This is a genomic window from Oceanicella sp. (genome assembly GCF_056449545.1).
In genome coordinates this window covers 37,459-59,636 of the sequence record NZ_JBWOMN010000012.1, presented here as the reverse complement: position 1 = coordinate 59,636, position 22,178 = coordinate 37,459, and the positions used below count along the sequence as shown (strand labels likewise).

Here is a 22,178-nt window from a genome sequence, read left to right as displayed (position 1 = left end):
TTCGGCGCGGCGCTCATCAGTAGACCCGGGCCTTGGGCGCAATCTTGGCAAGGTCGATGCCGCCTTCGGATTGCGGGGTCAGGGGCTCCAGATGCACCGGACGGTAGTCGAGCGACACCGCGCCGTCATAGGCGATGGTGGCGAGCGAATGCTTGCGCCAGTTGACGTCGTCGCGATCGGGGTAGTCCTCGCGCGCATGGGCGCCGCGGCTTTCGTGGCGCGCCTCGGCGCCGTTCACCGTGGCCAGCGCGTTGGGCATGAGGTTGTCGAGCTCCAGCGTCTCCATCAGGTCCGAATTCCAGATCAGCGAGCGATCGGTGACCTTGACGTCGGGAAACTCGGCGCGGATCTCGGCCATCTCGCGACAGCCCTGCTGCAGGGTTTCTTCGGTGCGGAACACCGCGGCGTTGGCCTGCATGGCGCGCTGCATCTTCAGGCGCAGGTCGGCGGTGGGGATCTCGCCCGAGGCCTGGCGCAGAAGGTCGAAGCGGTCCATGGATTTTTGCACCGAGGCGGCGTTGGGCGTCGGGCACGGGGCCTCGGGATCCACCACCTTGCCGGCGCGGATCGCGGCGGCGCGCCCGAACACCACCAGGTCGATCAGCGAATTCGACCCCAGCCGGTTGGCGCCGTGCACCGAGGCGCAGGCCGCCTCGCCCACCGCCATCAGGCCGGGCACGGTGGCGTCGGGGTCCTCGGCGGTGGGGTTCAGCGCCTCGCCCCAGTGATTGGTCGGAATCCCGCCCATGTTGTAATGCACCGTCGGCAGCACCGGGATCGGTTCGCGGGTCAGATCGACGCCGGCGAAGATGCGCGCGGATTCGGAAATGCCGGGCAGCCGCAGGGCCAGCGTTTCCGGCGGCAGATGGTTCAGGTGCAGGTGGATGTGGTCCTTGTCCGGGCCGACGCCGCGGCCCTCGCGGATCTCGATGGTCATGCAGCGCGAGACCACGTCGCGGCTGGCGAGGTCCTTGTAGGTGGGGGCGTAGCGTTCCATGAAGCGCTCGCCCTCGGAATTGGTCAGGTAGCCGCCCTCGCCGCGCGCGCCCTCGGTGATCAGGCAGCCGGCGCCGTAGATGCCGGTGGGGTGGAACTGCACGAATTCCATGTCCTGCAGCGGCAGCCCCTGACGCGCCACCATGCCGTTGCCGTCGCCGGTGCAGGTATGGGCCGAGGTGGCCGAGAAGAACGCCCGCCCGTAGCCGCCCGTGGCCAGCACGGTCATCTTGGCGTTGAAGCGGTGCAGCGTGCCGTCATCGAGCTTCCAGGCGATGACGCCCTGGCACTGGCCGTCCTCGGACATGATCAGGTCGGTGGCGAAATACTCGATGTAGAATTCGGCGTTGTTCTTCAGCGACTGGCCGTAAAGCGTGTGCAGCATCGCGTGACCGGTGCGGTCGGCGGCGGCGCAGGTGCGCTGCACCGGCGGGCCCTCGCCGAATTCCGTGGTGTGGCCGCCGAAGGGGCGCTGGTAGATGCGCCCGTCCTCGGTGCGCGAAAACGGCACCCCGTAATGCTCAAGTTCGTAGACCGCCTTGGGGGCCTCGCGGGTCAGGTATTCCATGGCGTCGGTGTCGCCGAGCCAGTCCGAGCCCTTCACCGTGTCGTACATGTGCCACTGCCAGTGGTCCGGGCCCATGTTCTTCAGCGACGCGGCGATGCCGCCCTGCGCCGCCACGGTGTGGGACCGCGTGGGAAACACTTTCGTCACGCAGGCGGTCTTCAGCCCCTGTTCGGCCATGCCCAGCGTCGCGCGCAGCCCGGCGCCGCCGGCGCCGATGACGACGACGTCGTAATTGTGGTCGATGAATTCATATGCCGCCATGATCTCGATCCGTCTTTGGGGGGTGGCGAGCGCAAAAGCGCGCTCAAGCCGTCAGGTCCGGGGCGCGCGCGCCCCGCTGGGGGGGTCAGCCGGCGAAGGCCATTTTCGCCACCGCGAACACGCCGGTCAGCCCGAACAGCCCGCAAAACAGGCTGTTGCCCAGCAGCGCCGCGGTGCGCAGGCCCTTGGAATGCACGTAATCCTCGATCACCACCTGCAGCCCCTGCTGCATATGCGCGAAGGCGACGGCGATGAAAAGGATCGCCATGATGGCGTTGAACGGGTTGGCGTAGACCGCGCGCACCGTATCGAGATCGGCGCCGATCGCGCCCGCCAGCGGCAGCGCGAAAAACACGCTGAGCGGGATCAGCGCCACCGAGGTGACGCGCTGGGCCCACCAGTGACGCACGCCGTCCCTGGCCGAACCGAGCCCGATCACGCGGCTCATGGGGGTTTTGTAGCTCATGGCGGAGGCTCCCTTCAGATCGCCGCGGTCCAGACGAACAGCGTCAGCACCAGCGAGGCGACGGCCACGATCTGTCCGCCCAGCGTCACCTGATCGAGGTCGAACCCGTAGCCCATGTCCCAGATCAGGTGCCGTATGCCGTTGCAGAAATGAAACGCCAGCGCCCAGGTGGATCCGAACAGGATCAGCAACCCCAGCCAGCTGGTCAGCAGCCCGTCGACCACCGAGAAATATTCAGGCCCGGTCGCCGCCGCCAGCAGCCACCAGACGATCAGCGCGGCGCCAAGCGTCATGCCGACGCCGGTGGCGCGGTGCAGGATGGATATGACGGATGTGATTTGCGGGCGATAGATCTGCAGATGAGGAGACAGCGGTCTCTTCCCCTGGTTGACTTCGGCCATGCTCTCCCCCTGACGGACTCGGTGCGGGCGACATGCGCCCGGGATGGCTTTAGCGCGCTTTGGTTAACGGTTTGGAGTGCCGAACGGCGCGCGTCGCTTCATGTCGTTCGCCCCGTATAGCAGGCAAAGCGCGGCAACCAAAAGCGCGCACAGGCCGATTGCGTCGATTTGAAGAGATGTTTTTGGGGATTGCCGAGCATTCGCGCCAATTTGTGATCACAAGAAATTTTCATGTGATCACAATTTTTCCTTGCAGGATCAAATCATCGCGGCGCCGCGAATCACCAGGTCGGCGCGTTCAGATCGGGATCAGCGCCCAAAGGTCAAGATCCAGCAGCACGCAAGGCGCGTATTTTCCATCCGCGCCGCGCAGCGCCCCGGGGGCCGGATCGTCCTTCGCCGCCACCAGCCGCAGGCGCAGCGCGCCGACGCCCGGCGCCGTGGTCTCGGCCTTGTCGAGCACCTCGGACCATGCATAGATGGTGTCGCCCGCAAAGCAGGGCGCCACATGCGCCCCGGCATTGATCGCCGCGATCATCTGCGCGTTGGCCAGCCCGTTGAAGCTGAGCGCCCGGGCGATGCTGATCACATGCCCGCCATAGATCAGTCGCCGCCCGTCCTCGCGCGATTGGGCGTTGAAATGCACCTTCGCCGTGTTCTGCCAGAGCCGGGTGGCGAGCATGTGCTCGGATTCTTCGATGGTGACGCCGTCCACATGGTCGATGCGCTCGCCCACCGCGTAGTCGCCCCAACGATGGCGTTCCCCCGCCAGCGCGAAATCATAGGCGGAGAAATCCAGCCCCTCGGGCATGACGAGATCCCCGGCGGCGACGGTTTTCGCCAGAGTCGGGATCACGGTCTCGGGGGCGGGCGCGTCAAGGTCGCGCTTTCGCACCATCACCCAGCGCGCCCAGTTCAGCACCGCCGCGCCGCGCTGGTTGCGCGCGGTGGAGCGCACCCAGACGACCCCTGTCTTGCCGCTGGAATTCTGCTTGACGCCGATCACCTCGGAGACGGTCGCGAGCGTGTCGCCCGGAAAAACCGGCGCCAGGAACCGGCATTCCGCATAGCCCAGATTGGCCACCGCATTCAGCGACACGTCGGGCACGGTCTTGCCGAAGGCGACGTGAAACCCGGCGAGGTCTTCGAGCGGGCTGCGCGTCAGGCCGCAGGCCCGGGCGAATTCATCCGACGAATACAGCGCGAAGCGCGTCGGGTAGAGCGCCGTGTAAAGCGCGCGATCCCCGTCGGTCAGGGTGCGCGGGGCGGCGTGGCGCAGGACCTGCCCGACGCTGAAATCCTCGAAGAAATTGCCCGGATCGGTCTTGGTGGTCGTGGTGGGAATGGCCATCGCCTGCGGCTCCGCGCAAGATCGTTACGTGTGATTGCGCTGCACCATAGCGATGTTGCGTCGCGGCGCAAGTCCGCTCAGGGGTCGCCCGGCCGGATATCGGGATCGTGGTCGCCCGCGACCTCCATGGTCACCGCCTGCCCGCAGCGCATCACCCCGCGTCGGGCGTCGAAGGCGTAGACCGGATCGCCGTACAGCGCCCAGCCCGCGGCCAGCGCGGCGCTGACCTTGCGGCAGAAATCCGCGCTGTCATCGTCGGTGAGCAGCCGATAGGCGATCATTGCGGGAAAGTCGGATAGCCGAGCCAGAAATGAATTCCGGCGATCGCCGCGAAGGCCACGACCGTGATCACAACCAGAATGATGTCCTTGCGGCGCGGCGCCGGGTCAGGCTTCACCCATTCGCCGTCGCGCGCATTGGCGGCGACGATCGCCGCAATCGCCCACAGCCCCATGCCGCCGAACAGCACGATCGAGGCCAGGTCGCCGTTGACCAGCAGATGCGCCACGGCCCAGACCAGCACGGCGGCGTTCATGGGATGCCGGACGTAACGCTTGACATTGCCTTTGGAATGGCTTGCCGCGAACAACCCCACGGCGATCAGCATCAGCAGGTTGTTGAGATGCGTGGCCCAGACGGGCGGCGCCCAGACATCGACGATCTCGGCGCGCTGAAACCCCTTGACCATCATCACGACGGCGCCGAGCGCGACCAGCGAATAGACGATCTTGTAGGGCGTCTCGCCCATGGCCGCGACCAGGGCGTCGCGCCGGGGCCTTGCCAGCAGCGGAAACATGTGGCTTGCCCACCAGAGTGCGAGGCCGGCGATCAGCAGGGACATGGTTGGCTCCTGAAACGAAAAATTGGGGCGCGCCGCATCATAGCCGTCGCGCCGCGCGACGCCAGCGCCGATCGCCCCGCCGCCTGCGGTCAATCCGCCGCGTCGAGAAACGCCGCCAGGCGCGGGCGCAGGTCGTCGGGCCAGGGTTCGGGCCTGCCGCTGGAGATGTCGATGAACACCAGCGTCGATTCGAAATCCATGCGCGGTTCGCCCCCGCAGCGCGCGGCGATGGCGAGGTCGGCCGAGCTGCGCCCCAGCTTGCGCAGCGACAGGCTGAAATCCAGCCGCTCGCCCAGGCGGCTCGGGGCGCGGAACCGCGCCTCCAGCCGCGCGGTGGGCACGCCCTTGCGCCGGGTCAGGATCAGCTCGGCGAAAGGCAGGCCCAGCGGCCCGGCGAACCAGGCCTCGACCACCGAATTGGTCCATTCGAAGTAGCGGGGATAGAAGACGATCCCCGCCGGGTCGCAATGGTGAAATTCGACGACGCGCGCGGTTTCGAACATGGCTCAGACGCCCAGAAACCGGTCGCGGATATCGGCGCCCAGATCCGCGGGCGCGCCGTCCCACACGTTGCGGCCCTTTTCGAGGATCGTGCAGCGGTCGGCGATCGGCAGCAGTTCCTTCAGCGTCTTGTCGACGATCAGGATCGCCTGCCCCGCGGATTTCAGCGCCCGGATGGCGTCCCAGATCTCATGACGCACCACGGGGGCGAGCCCCTCGGTCGCCTCGTCCAGTATCAGCAGTTTCGGGTTGGTCATCAGCGCGCGGCCGATGGCCAGCATCTGCTGTTCGCCCCCCGACAGAGTGCGCGCGGACTGGCGGCGGCGTTCGTCAAGTCGCGGGAACAGCCGGTGCACCCGGCCTGAATCCCATTCGCCGGGGCGCGCGGTGACCAGCAGGTTTTCCTCGACGGTGAGATTGGCGAAGCAGCGCCGCCCCTCGGGGGCCAGACCCAGCCCCAGCCGCGCGGCGCGATGCGCCGGCATGCGGGTCAGATCGTGTCCGTCGAACCAGATTTGGCCGTCCCGCTGCGGGGTCAGGCGGCAGAGCGCGCGGATGGTCGTGGTCTTGCCCATGCCGTTGCGCCCCATCAGCGCCGCGACCTCGCCGGCGCCGATTTCCAGGTCAACGCCGAAAAGCGCCTGCGAGGGGCCGTAAAAGGCGGTGACGCCGCGCATTTCCAGCATCAGGCATCCCCCAGATAGGCTTTGCGCACCGCCGGGTCGGCGCGGATGTGTTCGACGCTGCCATGGGACACCACCTGCCCGTAGACCAGCACCGACACCCGGTCGGCGAGCGCGAACACCGCGTCCATGTCGTGTTCGACCAGCAGGATCGGCGTCTCGCGCTTCAGTTCGGCGAGAAACCCGGTGAGCCGGCGCGAGCCATCGGGACCGAGCCCGGCCATGGGTTCGTCGAGCAGCAGCGCCCGGGGGCCGAGCGCCAGCGCGCAGGCGACCTCGAGCTGGCGGCGCTGACCATGGGACAGTTCGGCGACCGGCAGATGCGCGCTGGCGCTCAGGCCGACGCGGTCCAGCGCCTCGGTCGCGGCCTCGATCAGCCGGCGGTCCGAGCGCACCTGCCGCCAGAAGCGAAACGACGAGCCCTGGCGCGCCTGGCTGGCCAGCATCACGTTGCGCAGCCCCGACAGCGGCAGCGCGAAGGACGACACCTGAAAACTGCGCCCCAGCCCCATGCGCGCGCGCGCCGCGACCGAATGGCGGGTGATGTCGGTCCCGCCCAGCGCGATGCGCCCGGAATCCGGGGCGATCCAGCCGGCGATCTGGCCGATCAGGGTGGATTTCCCGGCCCCGTTGGGGCCGATCAGGGCGTGGATCTCGCCCGGGCGCAAATCCAGCGACACGCCGTCCGTGGCCTTCAGCCCGCCGAAGGATTTTTTCAGGGAGTCGACGCTCAGCACCGGAGATTCAGTCATGGCGCGCCCTCCCGGCCAGCAGCCCGACGATGCCGCCGCGCGCAAACAGCACCACGCCGAGCAGGATCAGCCCGAGGACCAGTTGCCAGCGGTCGGTGACGCCGCCCAGAAAGGTTTCCAGCAGCACGAAGGCCGCGGCCCCCGCCAGCGGCCCGAACAGCCGCCCGACCCCGCCGAGAATGACGAAAACCATGATTTCGCCCGAGCGCTGCCAGCTCAGCATCGAGGGGCCGACGAACCCGTTGAGATCGGCGTAGAGCGCCCCGGCCCAACCGGTGAGCATCGCCGACAGCACGAAGGCGGTGAGCTTGATCGGAAACGGCGCCACCCCGGCGGTGGCGAGCCGGGTCTCGTTCAGCCGCGCCATGCCCAGCGCCGCGCCGAAACGCGCCCCCATGATCCGCGCGGTCAGCAGCAACGCCGCCAGCAGCGCCCCGAAACACAGCGCGAAAAAGCTCAGCGGGTCGTAGGTGTCGAGGCCGGGGAAGGCGTTGCGCACATAGATCGGCAGCCCGTCCTCGCCGCCGTAACTGGGCCAGGAGATGGCGAAATAGTAGATCATCTGCGCGAAGGCCAGGGTGATCATGATGAAATAGACCCCCGAGGTGCGCAGCGACAGGGCCCCGATGGCCAGCGCCGCCAGCCCCGACAGGGCGACGGCGGCGATCCAGATCGGGATCATCTGATCCGTGCCCTCGATGGTCAGCGGCCAGGTCGTCAGCGGTTCGAAATTGGCGGCGTGCCACGCCGCCACCCCGGCCGCGTAGCCGCCGAGCCCGAAAAACGCCGCATGGCCGAAGCTGATCATGCCGCCGAAGCCCAGCGCCAGATTGAGCCCCACCCCCGCCAGCGCCAGGATCGCCACGCGCGACGCGAGGTTGACGTAATAGGGTTCGCCCATGGCGTTGGCGATCAGCGGCGCCGCCAGCAGCAGCGCCAGCAGCGCCATGTTGACGAGGAATTCGCGCCGGATCCCGGCGGAATCGGCGGATTTCGAGGGGCGCGGATCAGGCATTGGCGGGGAAAAGCCCTTGCGGTCGCACGACGAGGATCGCGGCCATGAGCAGATAGATCAGCATCGACGAAATCGCGGCGCCGACCCCGGCGGCCTCGGAGTTTTCCATGAACATGCGAAACAGCATGGGCAGGAACACCCGGCCCAGCGTGTCGGTGAGCCCCACCAGCACGGCCCCGACCAGCGCGCCTTTCACCGACCCGATGCCGCCGATGACGATGACCACGAAGGCGAGGATCAGCACCGGTTCGCCCATGCCCACCTGCACCGATTGCAGCGCCCCGACCATGGCCCCGGCCAGCCCGGCCAGCCCCGCCCCCAGCGCGAAGACCAGCGTATAGAGCGTGGCGATGTCCACGCCGAGCGCGCCCACCATCTCGCGATCGGATTCGCCGGCGCGGATGCGCATGCCGAGGCGGGTGCGCGAAATCAGCAGATACAGCCCCGTGGCCACCGCCAGCCCGGCCGCGATGATCGCCAGCCGATACACCGGGTAGACCGCGCCGCCGGGCAGCGGCACGGCGCCTGACAGCGATTCGGGCACGTCGAGCCAAAGCGGCTGCGCGCCGAAGATCCAGCGCGCGCCTTCGGAAAAGATCAGGATCAGCGCGAAGGTGGCCAGCACCTGATCCAGATGGTCGCGATCGTATAGCCGCCGCATCACCAGCGCCTCGACCAGCGCGCCCACGGCGCCCGCCGCCAGCGTCCCGGCGGCCAGCCCGACCCAGAAGGATCCGGTCTCGCCCGTCACCCAGGCGCAGACGAAGGCCCCGGTCATGTAAAGCGAGCCATGGGCGAGGTTGATCAGCCCCATGACCCCGAAGACCAGCGTCAGCCCGGCGGCCATCAGAAACAGCATCACGCCGAACTGCACGCCGTTCAGGATTTGTTCAAGAAGCAGCGGAAAGGTCATGGGATCCTGTCGTCAGCCGCGCGGGGGCGGTCATGAACATGGCGCGCGGGGCCTTGCGAACCGTCAGGCCGGGCGTGCGGCGTCGGCGTGCGGGGGGCGGCGCGCCGCCCCCCGGCGATTGCCTTCAGGCTACATCTTGCATTGCGCGGCGTAGGCGTCGCCGTGATCCTTCAGCGCCACGCCCACCAGCTTGTTGGTGGGCTTGCCGTCGCCGGCCACCACTTCGCGCACATAGATGTCCTGGATCGGATGGTGGTTGACGTTGAAGCGGAACGCCCCGCGCACCGAATCGAAATCCGCCGCCTCCAGCGCCGCGCGGAAAGCGTCGGCATCCGAGGGCTGGGCCTTGTCCAGCGCCGACAGGATCAGGTTGGCGGTGTCATAGCCCTGCGAGGCGTAGAGCGTGGGCGTGCGCCCATAGGCCTCGCGGAACGCCGCGACGAAGCGGGCGTTGGCGGGGTTGTCGAGGTCATAGGCCCATTGCGAGGTGTTCTTCACCCCGATCGCCGCGTCGCCCACGGCGCCGAGGATGATCTCGTCAAACGAAAACGCCGGGCCGTAGACCGGCAGGTCGACGCCGGACCCGGCGTATTGCTTCATGAAGGCGATGCCCATGCCGCCGGGCAGGAAGAAGAACACCGAATCGGCGCCCGAGGCGCGGATCTGCGCGATCTCCGCCGCGTAGTCCTTCTGGCCGAGCTTGGTGAACAGCTCGCCCGCCAGATCGTCGCCGAACTGCGACTTGAAGCCGGTCAGCGCGTCCTTGCCCGCCGGATAGTTGGGGGCGAGGATGAAGGGTTTCTTCAGCCCGGCGGATTTCATGTAGCCGCCCATGGCCTCGTGCAGGTTGTTGTTCTGCCAGGCGACGTTGAAGTAGTTCTTGTTGCAGCCCTTGCCGGCAAGCGCGCTCGGCCCGGCGTTGGGCGACAGGTAGAACACCCCCTGACGCACGGTTCCGGGCACCACCGCCATGGCCAGGTTGGACCAGATGATGCCGGTGAGGATGTCCACCTTGTCCTTCTGGATGAATTCGTCGGCCAGCGCCTTGGCCACGTCGGGCTTGCGCGCGTCGTCCTTGACGATCAGGTCAACGTCGTCGCGCCCGGCCAGTTCAAGCGCCAGCTCGAAGCCGTCGCGCACGTCGATGCCCAGATGCGAGCCGCCGCCCGACAGGGTGGTGATCATGCCGATTTTCACTTCGGCCATGGCGGAGGTGGCCATCAGCGCCGCGAGGCCCGCGCCCAACAGTCTTTTCATGTCTCGGTCTCCCTGATTGATTTCGCACCGCTCACACCAGATTATTATTCGCTCGGACGCAATCTAAAACGCTGAACCTTGCCGGTCTGGGTCTTGGGCAGCTCGGCGATGAAGCGCACCGCGCGCGGATATTTATAGGGCGCGATCGACGCTTTCACATGGTCCTGAAGCCGCTTGACGGTCGCCGCGTCCGGGGCGACGCCCTCGCACAGCACCACATGCGCCTCGACGATCTCGCCGCGATCCGGGTCCGGCGCGCCGATCACCGCGCATTCCAGCACGTCCGCATGGGACAGCAGCGCGGATTCGACCTCGGGCCCTGCGATGTTGTAGCCCGAGGACACGATCATGCCGTCGGCGCGGGCGGCGAAGCGGAACCGCCCGTCCTCGCCCTGCGCGAACACGTCGCCGGTGAGGTTCCAGCCGTCGCGCACATAGGTTTTCTGGCGCTCGTCGGCGAGGTAGCGGCAGCCGGTGGGGCCGCGCACCGCCAGCCAGCCGGGCGTGCCGCGGGGCGCCTCGTTCATGTCCTTGTCCACCACCTTCGCCTCGTAGCCGGTGACCGGGCGCCCGGTGCAGGCGGGCGTCGCGTCGTCAAAGCGGTTGGAGATGAAGATATGCAGCAGTTCCGTGGCCCCGATGCCGTCGAGCATGGGCTTGCCGGTCTTGGCGCGCCAGTCCTCGAACACCGGCGCGGGCAGGGTCTCGCCCGCCGACACCGCGCAGCGCAATGACGACAGGTCGGCGCCCTCGTCCATGGCCTTCAGCATCATCCGATAGGCGGTCGGGGCGGTGAAGCAGATGGTGGCGCGGTAGGTCTCGATGATCTCGATCATGTTCGGCGGCGAGGCGTTTTCCAACAGCGTCGCGGTGGCCCCGAATCGCAGCGGAAAGATCGCCAGCCCGCCGAGCCCGAAGGTGAAGGCCAGGGGCGGCGAGCCCACGAACACGTCGTCGGGCGTGACCGCCAGCACCTCGCGCGCGTAGGCGTCGGCGACGATCAGCAGATCGCGATGGAAATGCATGGTCGCCTTGGGCTCGCCGGTGGTGCCGGAGGTGAAGCCCAGCAGCGCCACGTCGTCGCGCCCGGTGTCCACGGCCGCAAACCGCACCGATTTCGACAGCGCCGCGCGATCGAGTTCCGCGTCGTGATTGGCGGTGCCGTCAAAGCCGATCACCGCTTTCAGATGCTTGCTGGTCTTGGCGCAGGCGGCGAGTTCATCCATCATCCGGGTGTCGCACAGCGCCAGCCCGATCTCGGCCTTGTCGATGATGGCGGTCAGTTCGCTGGCCCGCAGCATGGGCATGGTGTTGACCACCACCGCCCCGGCCTTGGTCGCCGCCAGCCAGCAGGCCACCATCGCCGGGTTGTTGGCGGAGCGGATCAGCACCCGGTTGCCGGGGCGAACCCCGTAATCCTCGACCAGCGCATGGGCCAGTCGGTTGGTCCAGTCCGACAGTTCCTTGTAGGTGCGCCGGCGCCCGTTGCCGATCAGCGCCGTGCGATCGCCGAACCCCCGATCCACCATGCGGTCGGTCAGTTCCACCGCGGCGTTGAGCCGCTCCGGATACTGGAACCGCTCCAGCAGGAAATCCGGCCACTGATCCTCGGGCGGCAGGTTGTCCCGCGTGAAACTGTCCTCGTGCGCGCTCGGTCCCAGCATGTCAGCCTCCCTGCCCTGCGGTTTCGTCTGATGGTCGCGCCGGCGTCGCGCCGCCGCCTGCGCGGTCCAGCGGGGCCAGCAGCGCCGTCGCCTCCGCGTCGTCGAGATCGCCCAGCAGGGCGTTCACCCAGCCCTCATGGGCCGTCGCCATGGTTTCGAAATCGGCGCGCCCGCGCGCGGTCAGACTCACCCGCGTGGCGCGCCGGTCGCCGGGGATCGCGGCGCGCGCCACCAGCCCGTCCTCCACCAGCCGTTCGACGATGCCGGTGACATTGCCGTTGGAGACCATGAGCATGCGGCTGAGTTCGCTCATGCGCAGTCCGGATTCGCAGCGATGCAGCGCCGCGAGCACGTCAAAGCGCGGCAGCGTGGTGTTGAAGTCGCGCCGCAGCCGGTCGCGCAGTTCGCCTTCCATGCGCCGCGTGGCGCGCAGCAGCCGCAGCCACAGCCGCAGGCGCAGCTTTGAACCGGCGGGCGCGCTCACGCCTCGCCTCTTTCCGCCAGCCGCATCAACTGGTCGCGCCCGGCAAGATAGGGCGCCGGCCAGCGGGTTTGCGCGTCGCCGAGCTTCGCCGCCGCATGCAGCGTCCAGTAGGGGTTGGCCAGATGCGGGCGCCCGATGCAGACCAGATCGGCGCGCCCGGCCATCAGGATCGAATTGGCGTGGTCGGTGTCGTAGATGTTGCCCACGGCCATGGTGGCCATGCCGGTTTCATTGCGGATGCGGTCCGAGAACGGGGTCTGGAACATGCGCCCGTAGACCGGTTCGGCGCGGATCGAGGTCTGCCCGGCGGACACGTCGCAGATATCGACGCCGGCGTCTTGCAGGGCGCGCGCGATCTGCACCGCCGCCTCGGGGGTGATCCCGTCATCGCCGACCCAGTCATTGGCCGAAATCCGCGCCGATATGGGTTTTGCGTCGGGCCAGACCGCGCGCACCGCCGCGAACACCTCCAGCGGAAAGCGCATGCGGTTGCCGAGATCGCCGCCGTATTCATCCCTGCGCCGGTTGGTGAGCGGGGTGATGAAGGACGACAGCAGATAGCCATGCGCCATGTGCAGTTCGATCATGTCGAACCCGGCGCGATCGGCCATGCGCGCGGCGTCGGCGAACTGGTCGCGCACCCGGTCCATGTCGGCGCGGGTCATGGCGGCGGGCGTGGCGTTGGCGTCGGACCAGGGGACGGGGGACGCCGCCAGCAGCGGCCAGTTGCCGGTTTTCAGCGGCGCGTCCATGTCCTCCCAGCCCAGCTGGGTCGACCCCTTCGGCCCGGAATGGCCGATCTGGGCGCAGATCTTCGCCTCGGTCTCGGCATGGATGAAATCGGTGATGCGCCGCCACGCGGCCTCGTGTTCGGGGGCGTAGAAGCCGGTGCAGCCGGGGGTGATGCGCCCCTCCGGGCTGACGCAGGTCATTTCGGTGGCGACCAGCCCGGCGCCGCCCTTGGCGCGCTCGGCGTAATGGGCGAAATGCCAGTCGGTCGGACGGCCGTCGACGGCCTTGTACTGCGCCATGGGCGACACCGCGACGCGGTTGACCAGCGCCATGTCGCGCAGCCGGTAGGGCGCGAACATCGGCGCCCGGGGCGGTTGGGTCGGGGGCGCGCCGGCCTGCGCCTGAAACCAGCCTTCCGCGCCCGCCAGCCAGTCGGGGTCGCGCAGGCGCAGGTTTTCGTGGCTGATGCGCTGGGATCGGGTCAGCAGCGCGTAGTTGAACTGCACCGGGTCGAGGTCGAGATACCGCTCCACCTGTTCGAACCATTCGGTGGAATTGCGCGCCGCCGATTGCAGGCGCAGCACTTCGAGCCGGCGCGCGTCCTCGTAGCGTTCGAAGGCGGTCGCGAGGTCCGGTTCCTGCTGGATGGCGTCGGCGAGCGCGATGGCGCTTTCCATCGCCAGCTTCGACCCCGAGCCGATGGAGTAATGCGCCGTCGCCGCCGCATCGCCGAGCAGCACCACGTTGTCATGGCTCCAACGCGCGCACAGCACGCGGGGAAAGCGCAGCCAGGCGGAGCCGCGGATGTGGTTGGCGTTGCTCATCAGGCCGTGACCGCCGAGATGCGCGGCGAAGATGCGTTCGCAGGTCGCAACGCTGTCCTGCTGGCTCATCTCGCCAAAGCCGAAGCCGTCGAAGGTGGATTGCGCGCATTCGACGATGAACGTCGCGGTGTCGTCGTCGAACTGGTAGGCGTGGGCCCAGATCCAGCCGTGTTCGGTCTTTTCGAATATGAAGGTGAAGGCGTCGTCGAATTTCTGATGCGTGCCGAGCCAGACGAACTGGTTTTTTCGCGTATCGATGTCGGGGCGGAAATATTCGGCGTAGGTCTCGCGGGTCCTTGAATTCAGCCCGTCGCTGGCCACCACCAGATCGTAGTCGGCGGCGTAGGTTCGCGGGTCGGCGGCCTCGGTCTCGAACCGCAGCCCGATGCCCAGTTCGCGGGCGCGGGCCTGCAGGATCAGCAGCAGCCGCATGCGCCCGATGCCGCAAAACCCGTGCCCGGTGCTGAGCGTGCGGGCGCCGTCATGCACCACCGCGATATCGTCCCAATAGGCGAAATGCGCGCGGATCGATTCGGCGCTGACCGGATCGTTGACCTGCAGATTGTCGAGCGTCTCGTCCGACAGCACGACGCCCCAGCCGAAGGTGTCGTCGGGGCGGTTGCGCTCGATCACCGTGATCTCATGCGCCGGATCGCGCAGTTTCATCGAGATGGCGAAATAGAGCCCGGCAGGGCCGCCTCCTAGACATGCGATCCTCATGCGCGGACCTCCCTGATGCTGGCATTGCCGAAATCCTGCCGCAGGCCGGGAGAAAATTCAAGCATGAAATTTTATATCTAAAGCAAATCCGCGGACGCGCGGGCCGTCGACCGGCCCGCGCGGGGTTTCAATACGGTTCGGCCAGCCAGTCGCCAGTCGCGGTCATCTGCGCATATCCCATGGACAGCGCGGCCATGAAGGCGGCGTGGACCTGGGGCGCCGGCACGTTCACGCCCCCGAAAGCCAGCGCGCGGGTGGCGCAGGCGTCGTGGATCACCGTCACCGCGAACCCCTGATCCGCCGCCGCCCGCACGGTCGCGTCGACGCACATGTGGCTCATGGCGCCGCAGATCGTCAGCGTCTCGACCGCCGCCGCGTCAAGCGTGGTTTTCAGGTTGGTGTCCCTGAAAGCGTTGGCGAAATTCTTGATCACAACCGCCTCGCCGGGCGCGGGCGCGAGGTCGGCGCGGATCCGCGCGCCCTCGGTCCCGACGGCGAAGAACCGGGCGTCAGGCGCCGGGTTTTCGTGGCGAACATGGATCACGGTCTCGCCCGTCGCGCGGAACGCCGCCAACAGCCGCGCGGCGTTGGCCGAGGCCTCGGCGATGCCGTCCAACGGCCATTTTCCGCCGGGATAGTAGTCGTTCTGCAGGTCGATGAGCATCAATGCGCGTCGGGTCATGGGACTGTCCTTGTTGATGCGGCGAAGCTTCGCCGGGGTTGACGCTGGACAGGCTAACGGCGGCGCGCCATGGTCGGGATTGGCGAAACTGACTTTTCACGGGGCGAAAGTGACAATATCCGACGGCGCGGCGGAAATGCGGATCGGCATCCTCGACTATCCCGGAGCGCAGGCATCGGCGCTGCACGGGCTGGGCGAGATGTTCGAAGCCGCCAACGGCGTCGCCGCGCGGCGCAACGCCCGCCTGGCGCGCCTGGCCCGCCTGCCGCGCCTGCGCGTGTCCCATTGGCGCAAGGCCGGCGGGACCATCGCGCGATGCGCCGGCCCCGGCGGCGCGATCGCGCCGGGCGGCGATCCGCGCCTCGACGCGCTGATCGCGCCGCCCCGCATCGGCGGCATGGACCCCGGGTTGGATCTGGACGCGGAACGCGACTGGATCGCGCGCCGCCACGGCGAGGGCGCGATCGCCTGCTCGATCTGCGCCGGAGCGTTCCTGCTGGCCGGCGCCGGGCTGCTGGACGGGCGCCCGGCCACCACCCACTGGGCGCTGGAGGACGGGTTTCGCGCCGCATACCCGCTGGTGCGCGTGCAGACCGCGCGCATGATCGTCGATGACGGCGACGTGGTGACGGCGGGCGGGCTGACCGCGTGGCTCGACCTTGGCCTGCGGCTGATCGAACGGTTCCTGAGCCCCGCCGTGACGCTGGATGTGGCGCGGACCTTCCTGATAGACCCCAGAGGCCGCGAACAACGTTTCTACAGCGTCTTCGTCCCGCGCTTCGATCACGGCGACGCGGCGATCCTGAAGGTGCAGCGGCGGCTGCAGGCGGCGGGGCGACGGCGCATGACGCTGGCGGCGATGGCCGGGATCGCGGGCCTGAGCGGGCGCACCTTCCTGCGCCGGTTCCAGAAGGCCACCGGGCGCAACCCCACCGCCTACGCGCAGTTGCTGCGCGTCGCGCGGGCGCGCGAAATGCTGGAAAGCGCGCCGCTGCCCTTCGAGCGCATCGCCTGGGAACTGGGCTACGCCGATCCCGCGGCGTTCCGCAAGCTGTTCCGGCGCGAGACCGGCCTCAACCCCGGCGAATATCGCCGTCGCTTCGGCCCGGCGCGCCCGACCTGATCCGGGGCGATGTCAGCCGCCATGCAGCGCCTTGATCGCCTCGGCCCGCGCCAGCAGGCGGCGGGCGGTCTCCACATGCAGGTTCTCGACGATGCGCCCGTCGACCACCGCGACCCCCTTGCCCTCGGCCAGCGCCTGCTCATATGCGGCGACATGGCGCGCCGCAAGCGCCAGGTCATCCGGCGAGGGCGCGAAAACCTCGTTGGCCGCCGCAAGCTGCGTCGGGTGGATCAGGGTCTTGCCGTCAAAGCCGAATTCGCGGCCCTGCGCGCAGGCGGCGCGCAGGCCCTCATCATCCCTGAAGGCGTTGTAGACCCCGTCGATGCAGGCGAGGTCATGGGCCCGCGCCGCCAGCACGCACAGCCCCAGCGCGGCGACCAGCGGCAGGCGATCCGGGGTGTGCTCGGCCCCCAGATCCTTGACCAGATCGTTGGTCCCCATGACGAAAGCCGCCAGCCTGGGGCTCGCGCCGGCGATGGCGGCGGCGTTGAGGATGCCGCGCGGGGTCTCCATCATCGCCCAGATCGCGGTTGTTTCCGGCGCGCCGGCGGCCTGCATGGCCTGCGCAATCGCCTGCAGATCATCCGGGGCGCCGACCTTGGGCGCGAGGATCGCGTCAGGACCGGCGGCGGCGGCGGCGGCGAGGTCGTCCGCCCCCCATTCCGTGTCCAGCCCGTTGATGCGAATGATGATCTCGCGCCCGCCGAAGCCGCGCTCGCGCACCGCTTCGACCACCATGGCGCGCGCCACGGCCTTTTCCGCCGGGCCGACCGCATCCTCAAGGTCGAGGATCAACGCATCCGCGGGCAGGCTGCGGGCCTTTTCCAGCGCCCGCGCCCTGGACCCCGGCATGTAGAGCACCGAGCGGCGCGGGCGATCCTGGCGGGCCGTTCGGGCGGGGGAGGCGTAGGTCATGGCGAATTCCGCTTGAATCTGGCAGGGTTCCGGCTTGGAACGCGGCCGACCTAGCGCGGATTTCGAAGCTGCGCAAGAAAATGTCGCAGCGCGGCAATGATTCGGCCGATTGTTGGGGAGTCATTCGAAATGTCATCGAATTATCCGGAAAAAGGCGTCGCCCGCCCCGACCCCGCGACCTATGGCAAGGCCATCCTCGACGGGCTCGGGATCAACCTGCTGGTGCGCGACGTCGATGCGGCGGCGCGGTTTCAGGTCGAGGTTCTGGGCGCCGAGATCCGCTATTGGGAGGACCATTTCGCGATCATGGGCGCGCCGGGCGCCACTTGGTTCCTGCATTCGGATTTTTCCTACCGGGACAATCCCTTGAGCGGCGCGCTGATCGGCGTCGAGGCGCGCGGCGCGGGGGTCGAGCTGCGTCTTTACGGGGTCGACCCCGATGCCGCCGAGGCCCGGGCCCGCGCCATGGACGCGCCGGTGCTGGCGGGCGCCGCGGACAAGCCGCACGGGTTGCGCGAGGTCTATCTGATCGACCCTGACGGCTATGTCTGGGCGCCCTGCCGCGCCAGCGATTAACCATATCTTCGAACTCCGCGTGCAGATTGGGTTCAGTCGCCGCCCTGTGGCATCGGTCCGGAGCATGAGCCTGTGGCTCTCCGAACTGCATGCAGATTGGCGAGCGACAGGCGTCTCCCCGACGCCGCGCGGTTGATCCGATGACGCGAGCAACCGGCGCATCCGAACGGATCGGCAAGCGGGATCGGCCTGAAAGGGCCGCCTTTGCGGCATGCGGAAGCGCCTTGAAAGGCGCAAGACATGTTGAAAATTCGCCAGATAGACACCATCGCCGCCCGCGCCGCAGAGATTGCGCGCGACAAGACCTCGGGCCTCGCGCTCAAGCGGCTCGCCAGCGGCGCGCGACGCAAGCTGTCGGGGATCGCGCGGATGAAACCGCTTGGCGCGATCGTCATGGCCGCCGTGGCGGTGATCCTCGCCGCCGCGATCATCGCGGCGATGTCCGGGTCGGCCTCGGCGCAGAGCCGCCCGCCCTGCGGCGAGAGGGCCAAGGTGGTGGAGCGGCTGCAGGGCAAATACGGCGAAAGCCGCCAGGGGCTCGGGCTCCAGCGCGAGAACGGCGTGGTGGAGATCTACGCCTCGGCCCGGACCGGCAGCTGGACCATCACCATCACCCTGCCCACCGGCCTGACCTGCCTGATCGCCGCCGGCGAGAACTGGCAGCGCACCGAAGAGGTCGCCGCGGCCGATCCCGACGCCTGAGCGCCCCGCCAGGAACCGCCCCCGGAGCGGATATCAGGGCGGCGCAGGGGTCCCGGCGCCTGCGCGGCGGCGGCGCGCGCGGGCGCGGTCAGCCCCGCGCCCCCGATCAGCCCCGCGCCCCCGATCGCCCCCACCGCCGCCGCGCCGCGCAAACTGCGGCTTTGCGCGGCGGCGGATTCTGAATAGGCTAAGGGCAAGGGGCGCGGAAAAACCCGTGAGCGGCGCGGCGCCCGGACAAAGGCGCGCGGGAAAGACACCGGGGAGCATCATGGCGGGGAATTGCATGGCGGGGCTGCACGTTCTGATCGCCGAGGACGAACCGCACATCGTCGAATCACTCAGCTTCATCCTGTCTCGCGAGGGCTACAAGGTGACCTGCGCCGCCGATGGCGAGGCGGCGTTCCGCCAGATAGCCGAGACCGCGCCGGACCTGATGATCCTCGACGTCATGCTGCCGAAGATGAACGGATTCGACGTGCTGCGCCATGTGCGCGCCCATCCCAGCTTCAGCGACCTGCCGGTGATCATGCTCACCGCCAAGGGCCAGAGCCAGGATCGCCGCACCGCCAGGGACATCGGCGCCGACGCCTTCATCACCAAGCCGTTCTCCAACAAGGATCTGGTCGAGCAGGTGCGCCGCCTGGTCGCCGGATGAGCGCGCCGCCGCACCGCCCCGACCCCGCGCCGCCGCGCGCGGCGCCGATCAAGCCGGTCAAGCCCACCCGCCCGCGCGGCGATGCGGGCGCGCGGGCCGGGTTGCGCCCGGGGCCGCGCCTGGGGCGGCGGCGCAGTGAATCGCTGGCCAATCTGCTGCCGGTGGTCGGGGCGTTCCTGCTGATGCCGCCTTTCATCGGGGTGTTCGCGGCGAATGAAACGGTGTTCGGCGCGCCGCTGATCCTCGCCTATCTGCTGGCGGTGTGGCTGGGGCTGATCCTGATCGCCCGGCGGCTGGCGCGGGGGCTGGCGCAGGGGCTTTGGGGCCGGGCGCGCCGCTGATGCTGTCCGCGGATCTACTGCTCGGGGTCAGCATCGCCTATGTGGCGCTGCTGTTCGGCGCCGCGTTCTGGGCCGACCAGCGCACGCGCGCGGGCCAGGCGCGCTGGCTGCAGTCGCCGGTGATCTACACGCTGTCGATCTCGGTCTACTGCACCTCCTGGACGTTTTACGGCGCGGTCGGATCGGCGGCGCGCAACGGGCTGGAATTCGTCACCATCTATCTCGGCCCGACGCTGGTGTTCATCGGCTGGTGGTGGCTGCTGCGCAAGCTGGTGCGCATCGGGCGCAACCAGCGCATCACCTCGATCGCCGACCTGCTGTCCTCGCGCTACGGCAAGAGCCCGTCGCTGGGCGCGCTGGTCACGGTGATCGCGGTGATGGGCACCACGCCCTACATCGCGCTGCAGCTGAAGGCGGTGTCGACCTCGTTCCAGCTGATCGGCGGAACCGGCGAGCGCGGCGGCGCCGCCACCGCCTTCTGGGTGGCGGTGGGCATGGCCGCCTTCACCATCCTGTTCGGCACCCGCAACGTCGACGCCAACGAACGCCATCAGGGCGTGGTCGCCGCCATCGCCCTGGAGGCGCTGGTCAAGCTTTGCGCGCTGCTCGCCGTCGGCGTCTGGGTGACATGGGGGCTGATGGGCGGCGTCGATGCGGTGTTCGCGCGCATGACCCCGGAGATGCTGAAATCCGACAGCGTGTTCGGCCCGCGCTGGGCGGTGATCACCTTCCTGTCGGCCACCGCGGTGATCTGCCTGCCGCGCCAGTTTCAGGTGACGGTGGTGGAAAACACCGACGAACGCCACCTGGCCACCGCGTCCTGGATGTTCCCGCTGTATCTGCTGCTGATCAGCCTGTTCATCCTGCCCATCGCCGCCGCCGGGCTGGCGACGCTGCCCGAAGGCGCCAATCCCGACATGTTCGTGCTGACCCTGCCCATGGCCGGCGGGCAGGAGGCGCTGACCCTGCTGGCCTTCCTCGGCGGGTTTTCCTCGGCGACCTCGATGGTGATCGTCGCCAGCATCGCGCTGTCGACCATGGTCTCCAACCACATCATCACCCCGCTGGTGCTGCGTTCGTCGTCAAGCGCCATGCAAAGTTCCGGCGACGTGCGCCGGCTGCTGCTGTATTCGCGCCGCGGCAGCATCGCCGGGATCATGGCGCTGGGGTTCCTGTATCTCAGCCTCACCGAGGGCGCGGGGGCGCTGTTCTCCATCGGGCTGATCGCCTTCGTCGGCGTGGCGCAGTTTCTGCCGGCGCTGATCGGCGGGCTGTTCTGGCGTCAGGCCACCGGGCTCGGGGCGCTGTACGGGCTCAGCGCCGGGGCGCTGATCTGGATCTACACGCTGGTGCTGCCGGGATTCGGCGGTTCGGCGTTGATGTCCGCCGAGGTGATCCGCGACGGCGCCTTCGGGCTGGCCCTGCTGCGCCCGCAGGCGCTGTTCGGGCTGGAAGGCCTGGATCCGCTGGTGAACGCGGTGTTCTGGAGCCTCGCGTTCAACACCGCGCTGCTGGTCGGCGTGTCGCAGCTGCGCGAACCCAAACCCATGGAATGGCTGCAATCGGCGCTGTTCGTCGACGTGTTCCGCACCGGCGACGGCGAGGCGCATCGCTTCATCCAGCGTTCCGCCGCCTCGGAGGATCTGTTCATTCTGGCCAGCCGCATCCTCGGGGCCGACCCGGCGCGCCGGCTGTTCGACGAGGCGGCGCGCCAGCAGGGCGCGGATTCCGGCCTGCCCGACGCCACCGACGCCTTCATCGCCCGGCTGGAGCGGGAGCTGGCGGGGTCGGTGGGCGCCGCCTCGGCCCACGCCATGGTGCGCCAGGCCACCGGGGCCGAGACCATTTCGCTGGGCGAGCTGATGAAGATCGCCGACGAGACCGCGCAGCTGATGGAGTATTCGGCCGAGGTCGAACGCAAATCCGAAGAACTGGAGCAGACCGCCGCGCAGCTGCGTCAGGCCAATGAGCAGCTGCGCCGCCTCGACGCCCAGAAAGATGATTTCCTGTCGCAGGTCAGCCATGAACTGCGCACCCCCATGACCGCCGTGCGCTCGTTTTCCGAGATCCTGCTGGACACCGGCGATCTGTCCTCGGACCAGTCGCGCCGGTTTCTCGGCATCATCCATGACGAGAGCCTGCGCCTCACCCGCCTGCTCAACCAGATCCTCGAACTGAACGTGCTGGAGCGCGGCCAGGTCGATCTGGCGCTGTCGCCCGTCGACGCGGTGGCGGCGCTGCGCCGGGCCGCCGACACCACAAGGGGCGTCGCCCATGGCGCCCGCGCCCGGATCGAGCTTGACCCCATGCCCGAGCCGCTGATGGTCAATGCCGAAGCGGACCGATTGGCGCAGGTGTTCATAAACCTGCTGTCCAACGCCATAAAATACAACGACAATCCGTCGCCGGTGGCGCGGGTGTCGGTGCGGGTCGCCGATGGCAGGGCGCATTTTTCGGTCAGCGACAACGGGCCGGGGATCGCCGTGGAGGACCGCAAGCGCATTTTCCGAAAATTCTCGCGCGGCTGGGACCGGACCGACGCGGGCGGCGCCGGGCTGGGGCTGGCGATCAGCCGCCAGATCATGCTGCGCTTCGGCGGTCAGCTGGCGCTGGCGGACTCCGCGCGCGGCGCCTGCTTCGTGGTGACGATCCCGCTGATGGCCAAGGGGGCCGCGGCGGTCTCGGCCCCGGACTCTCCGCCCGGCGCGGCGGCGACCGGCTGACCCGGCGGCGTCAGGGCCGGGCGCAGAATCAG

The 22,178-nt window shown here is 68.6% G+C and carries 23 protein-coding genes; 6 read left to right on the top strand and 17 right to left on the bottom strand.

Annotated features, from left to right (window positions below; all coding sequences use genetic code 11):
• Nucleotides 1-16 precede the first annotated feature (16 nt).
• The 16 genes from sdhA to AC1HC7_RS01360 all read right to left on the bottom strand — a co-directional run bounded on the left by sdhA (nt 17) and on the right by AC1HC7_RS01360 (nt 15,111).
• The gene (sdhA, locus tag AC1HC7_RS01435; RefSeq protein ID WP_479495641.1) at nt 17-1,825 is read right to left on the bottom strand and encodes a succinate dehydrogenase flavoprotein subunit; all 1,809 of its coding nucleotides are present in this window, start codon (nt 1,823-1,825) and stop codon (nt 17-19) included.
• Nucleotides 1,826-1,910: 85 nt separating this feature from the next.
• Nucleotides 1,911-2,291 (bottom strand): succinate dehydrogenase, hydrophobic membrane anchor protein, encoded by a 381-nt coding sequence (gene sdhD, locus AC1HC7_RS01430; RefSeq protein WP_479495640.1) that lies wholly within the window; start codon nt 2,289-2,291, stop codon nt 1,911-1,913.
• Nucleotides 2,292-2,305: 14 nt separating this feature from the next.
• Nucleotides 2,306-2,692: a succinate dehydrogenase, cytochrome b556 subunit gene (sdhC, locus tag AC1HC7_RS01425; protein ID WP_479495639.1), complete on the bottom strand. Its 387-nt coding sequence runs from the start codon at nt 2,690-2,692 to the stop codon at nt 2,306-2,308.
• Between the two features lie 298 nt (nt 2,693-2,990).
• A complete protein-coding gene (locus tag AC1HC7_RS01420; RefSeq protein ID WP_479495638.1) occupies nt 2,991-4,043 on the bottom strand; it encodes a MaoC family dehydratase in 1,053 nt (350 codons plus the stop codon).
• Between the two features lie 77 nt (nt 4,044-4,120).
• Entirely contained in the window at nt 4,121-4,324 is a 204-nt protein-coding gene (locus AC1HC7_RS01415; protein WP_479495637.1) for a DUF1737 domain-containing protein, read from the bottom strand.
• Nucleotides 4,321-4,884 (bottom strand): NnrU family protein, encoded by a 564-nt coding sequence (locus tag AC1HC7_RS01410; protein ID WP_479495636.1) that lies wholly within the window; start codon nt 4,882-4,884, stop codon nt 4,321-4,323. The genes AC1HC7_RS01415 and AC1HC7_RS01410 overlap by 4 nt, the downstream gene beginning before the upstream one ends.
• 89 nt (nt 4,885-4,973) lie before the next feature.
• A complete protein-coding gene (locus AC1HC7_RS01405; protein WP_479495635.1) occupies nt 4,974-5,387 on the bottom strand; it encodes an acyl-CoA thioesterase in 414 nt (137 codons plus the stop codon).
• A gap of 3 nt (nt 5,388-5,390) precedes the next feature.
• The gene (locus AC1HC7_RS01400; protein WP_479498579.1) at nt 5,391-6,071 is read right to left on the bottom strand and encodes an ABC transporter ATP-binding protein; all 681 of its coding nucleotides are present in this window, start codon (nt 6,069-6,071) and stop codon (nt 5,391-5,393) included.
• A complete protein-coding gene (locus tag AC1HC7_RS01395) occupies nt 6,071-6,820 on the bottom strand; it encodes an ABC transporter ATP-binding protein (protein WP_479495633.1) in 750 nt (249 codons plus the stop codon). Before AC1HC7_RS01395 ends, AC1HC7_RS01400 begins: the two co-directional genes overlap by 1 nt.
• Nucleotides 6,813-7,793 carry a branched-chain amino acid ABC transporter permease gene (locus tag AC1HC7_RS01390; RefSeq protein ID WP_479498583.1) on the bottom strand — a complete coding sequence of 327 codons (981 nt, stop codon included), beginning with the start codon at nt 7,791-7,793 and terminating at the stop codon, nt 6,813-6,815. Before AC1HC7_RS01390 ends, AC1HC7_RS01395 begins: the two co-directional genes overlap by 8 nt.
• Before the next feature lie 34 nt (nt 7,794-7,827).
• Nucleotides 7,828-8,748, bottom strand: a complete 921-nt coding sequence (locus AC1HC7_RS01385) for a branched-chain amino acid ABC transporter permease (RefSeq protein WP_479495632.1) — start codon at nt 8,746-8,748, stop codon at nt 7,828-7,830.
• A 129-nt stretch (nt 8,749-8,877) separates the two neighbouring features.
• A complete protein-coding gene (locus AC1HC7_RS01380) occupies nt 8,878-10,005 on the bottom strand; it encodes an ABC transporter substrate-binding protein (RefSeq protein ID WP_479495631.1) in 1,128 nt (375 codons plus the stop codon).
• 44 nt (nt 10,006-10,049) lie between these two features.
• Nucleotides 10,050-11,669: an AMP-binding protein gene (locus AC1HC7_RS01375; protein WP_479495630.1), complete on the bottom strand. Its 1,620-nt coding sequence runs from the start codon at nt 11,667-11,669 to the stop codon at nt 10,050-10,052.
• A gap of 1 nt (nt 11,670) precedes the next feature.
• Nucleotides 11,671-12,153 carry a MarR family winged helix-turn-helix transcriptional regulator gene (locus AC1HC7_RS01370; RefSeq protein WP_479495629.1) on the bottom strand — a complete coding sequence of 161 codons (483 nt, stop codon included), beginning with the start codon at nt 12,151-12,153 and terminating at the stop codon, nt 11,671-11,673.
• Entirely contained in the window at nt 12,150-14,429 is a 2,280-nt protein-coding gene (locus AC1HC7_RS01365; protein WP_479498578.1) for a bifunctional salicylyl-CoA 5-hydroxylase/oxidoreductase, read from the bottom strand. Before AC1HC7_RS01365 ends, AC1HC7_RS01370 begins: the two co-directional genes overlap by 4 nt.
• A 127-nt stretch (nt 14,430-14,556) precedes the next feature.
• Nucleotides 14,557-15,111 (bottom strand): cysteine hydrolase family protein, encoded by a 555-nt coding sequence (locus AC1HC7_RS01360; RefSeq protein WP_479495047.1) that lies wholly within the window; start codon nt 15,109-15,111, stop codon nt 14,557-14,559.
• A gap of 109 nt (nt 15,112-15,220) precedes the next feature.
• On the opposite strand from AC1HC7_RS01360, the gene AC1HC7_RS01355 reads away from it, so the two are divergent.
• Nucleotides 15,221-16,234: a GlxA family transcriptional regulator gene (locus AC1HC7_RS01355; protein WP_479495048.1), complete on the top strand. Its 1,014-nt coding sequence runs from the start codon at nt 15,221-15,223 to the stop codon at nt 16,232-16,234.
• A gap of 12 nt (nt 16,235-16,246) precedes the next feature.
• Here AC1HC7_RS01355 and AC1HC7_RS01350 read toward each other — a convergent pair whose 3' ends face one another.
• On the bottom strand, nt 16,247-17,149 hold the full coding sequence (locus AC1HC7_RS01350; protein WP_479495049.1) for an HpcH/HpaI aldolase/citrate lyase family protein: 903 nt from the start codon (nt 17,147-17,149) through the stop codon (nt 16,247-16,249).
• A 129-nt stretch (nt 17,150-17,278) separates the two neighbouring features.
• Between AC1HC7_RS01350 and AC1HC7_RS01345 the strand changes: the two genes are divergently transcribed.
• The 5 genes from AC1HC7_RS01345 (at nt 17,279) to AC1HC7_RS01325 (ending at nt 22,146) form a co-directional block, all read left to right on the top strand.
• Nucleotides 17,279-17,725, top strand: coding sequence for a VOC family protein (locus AC1HC7_RS01345; protein WP_479495050.1), 447 nt, complete (start codon nt 17,279-17,281; stop codon nt 17,723-17,725).
• Nucleotides 17,726-17,965: 240 nt separating this feature from the next.
• Nucleotides 17,966-18,427 carry a hypothetical protein gene (locus AC1HC7_RS01340; protein WP_479495051.1) on the top strand — a complete coding sequence of 154 codons (462 nt, stop codon included), beginning with the start codon at nt 17,966-17,968 and terminating at the stop codon, nt 18,425-18,427.
• Nucleotides 18,428-18,710: 283 nt separating this feature from the next.
• On the top strand, nt 18,711-19,082 hold the full coding sequence (locus tag AC1HC7_RS01335; protein ID WP_479495052.1) for a response regulator transcription factor: 372 nt from the start codon (nt 18,711-18,713) through the stop codon (nt 19,080-19,082).
• Nucleotides 19,079-19,423, top strand: coding sequence for a hypothetical protein (locus AC1HC7_RS01330; protein ID WP_479495053.1), 345 nt, complete (start codon nt 19,079-19,081; stop codon nt 19,421-19,423). Before AC1HC7_RS01335 ends, AC1HC7_RS01330 begins: the two co-directional genes overlap by 4 nt.
• Nucleotides 19,423-22,146: an ATP-binding protein gene (locus tag AC1HC7_RS01325; protein ID WP_479498577.1), complete on the top strand. Its 2,724-nt coding sequence runs from the start codon at nt 19,423-19,425 to the stop codon at nt 22,144-22,146. The genes AC1HC7_RS01330 and AC1HC7_RS01325 overlap by 1 nt, the downstream gene beginning before the upstream one ends.
• Nucleotides 22,147-22,178 lie beyond the last annotated feature (32 nt).

What these genes read in the sequence shown, in the direction of transcription:
- AC1HC7_RS01340 (WP_479495051.1), top strand. Translation starts at nt 17,966, where the DNA reads ATGTTGAAAATTCGCCAGATAGACACCATCGCCGCCCGCGCCGCAGAG.
- AC1HC7_RS01415 (WP_479495637.1), bottom strand. Translation starts at nt 4,324, where the DNA reads ATGATCGCCTATCGGCTGCTCACCGACGATGACAGCGCGGATTTCTGC.
- AC1HC7_RS01335 (WP_479495052.1), top strand. Translation starts at nt 18,711, where the DNA reads ATGGCGGGGCTGCACGTTCTGATCGCCGAGGACGAACCGCACATCGTC.
- AC1HC7_RS01385 (WP_479495632.1), bottom strand. Translation starts at nt 8,748, where the DNA reads ATGACCTTTCCGCTGCTTCTTGAACAAATCCTGAACGGCGTGCAGTTC.
- AC1HC7_RS01410 (WP_479495636.1), bottom strand. Translation starts at nt 4,884, where the DNA reads ATGTCCCTGCTGATCGCCGGCCTCGCACTCTGGTGGGCAAGCCACATG.
- AC1HC7_RS01345 (WP_479495050.1), top strand. Translation starts at nt 17,279, where the DNA reads ATGTCATCGAATTATCCGGAAAAAGGCGTCGCCCGCCCCGACCCCGCG.
- AC1HC7_RS01380 (WP_479495631.1), bottom strand. Translation starts at nt 10,005, where the DNA reads ATGAAAAGACTGTTGGGCGCGGGCCTCGCGGCGCTGATGGCCACCTCC.
- sdhD (WP_479495640.1), bottom strand. Translation starts at nt 2,291, where the DNA reads ATGAGCTACAAAACCCCCATGAGCCGCGTGATCGGGCTCGGTTCGGCC.
- sdhA (WP_479495641.1), bottom strand. Translation starts at nt 1,825, where the DNA reads ATGGCGGCATATGAATTCATCGACCACAATTACGACGTCGTCGTCATC.
- AC1HC7_RS01350 (WP_479495049.1), bottom strand. Translation starts at nt 17,149, where the DNA reads ATGACCTACGCCTCCCCCGCCCGAACGGCCCGCCAGGATCGCCCGCGC.
- AC1HC7_RS01395 (WP_479495633.1), bottom strand. Translation starts at nt 6,820, where the DNA reads ATGACTGAATCTCCGGTGCTGAGCGTCGACTCCCTGAAAAAATCCTTC.
- AC1HC7_RS01400 (WP_479498579.1), bottom strand. Translation starts at nt 6,071, where the DNA reads ATGCTGGAAATGCGCGGCGTCACCGCCTTTTACGGCCCCTCGCAGGCG.
- AC1HC7_RS01375 (WP_479495630.1), bottom strand. Translation starts at nt 11,669, where the DNA reads ATGCTGGGACCGAGCGCGCACGAGGACAGTTTCACGCGGGACAACCTG.
- AC1HC7_RS01365 (WP_479498578.1), bottom strand. Translation starts at nt 14,429, where the DNA reads ATGAGGATCGCATGTCTAGGAGGCGGCCCTGCCGGGCTCTATTTCGCC.
- AC1HC7_RS01420 (WP_479495638.1), bottom strand. Translation starts at nt 4,043, where the DNA reads ATGGCCATTCCCACCACGACCACCAAGACCGATCCGGGCAATTTCTTC.
- AC1HC7_RS01325 (WP_479498577.1), top strand. Translation starts at nt 19,423, where the DNA reads ATGCTGTCCGCGGATCTACTGCTCGGGGTCAGCATCGCCTATGTGGCG.
- AC1HC7_RS01360 (WP_479495047.1), bottom strand. Translation starts at nt 15,111, where the DNA reads ATGACCCGACGCGCATTGATGCTCATCGACCTGCAGAACGACTACTAT.
- AC1HC7_RS01405 (WP_479495635.1), bottom strand. Translation starts at nt 5,387, where the DNA reads ATGTTCGAAACCGCGCGCGTCGTCGAATTTCACCATTGCGACCCGGCG.
- AC1HC7_RS01330 (WP_479495053.1), top strand. Translation starts at nt 19,079, where the DNA reads ATGAGCGCGCCGCCGCACCGCCCCGACCCCGCGCCGCCGCGCGCGGCG.
- sdhC (WP_479495639.1), bottom strand. Translation starts at nt 2,692, where the DNA reads ATGGCCGAAGTCAACCAGGGGAAGAGACCGCTGTCTCCTCATCTGCAG.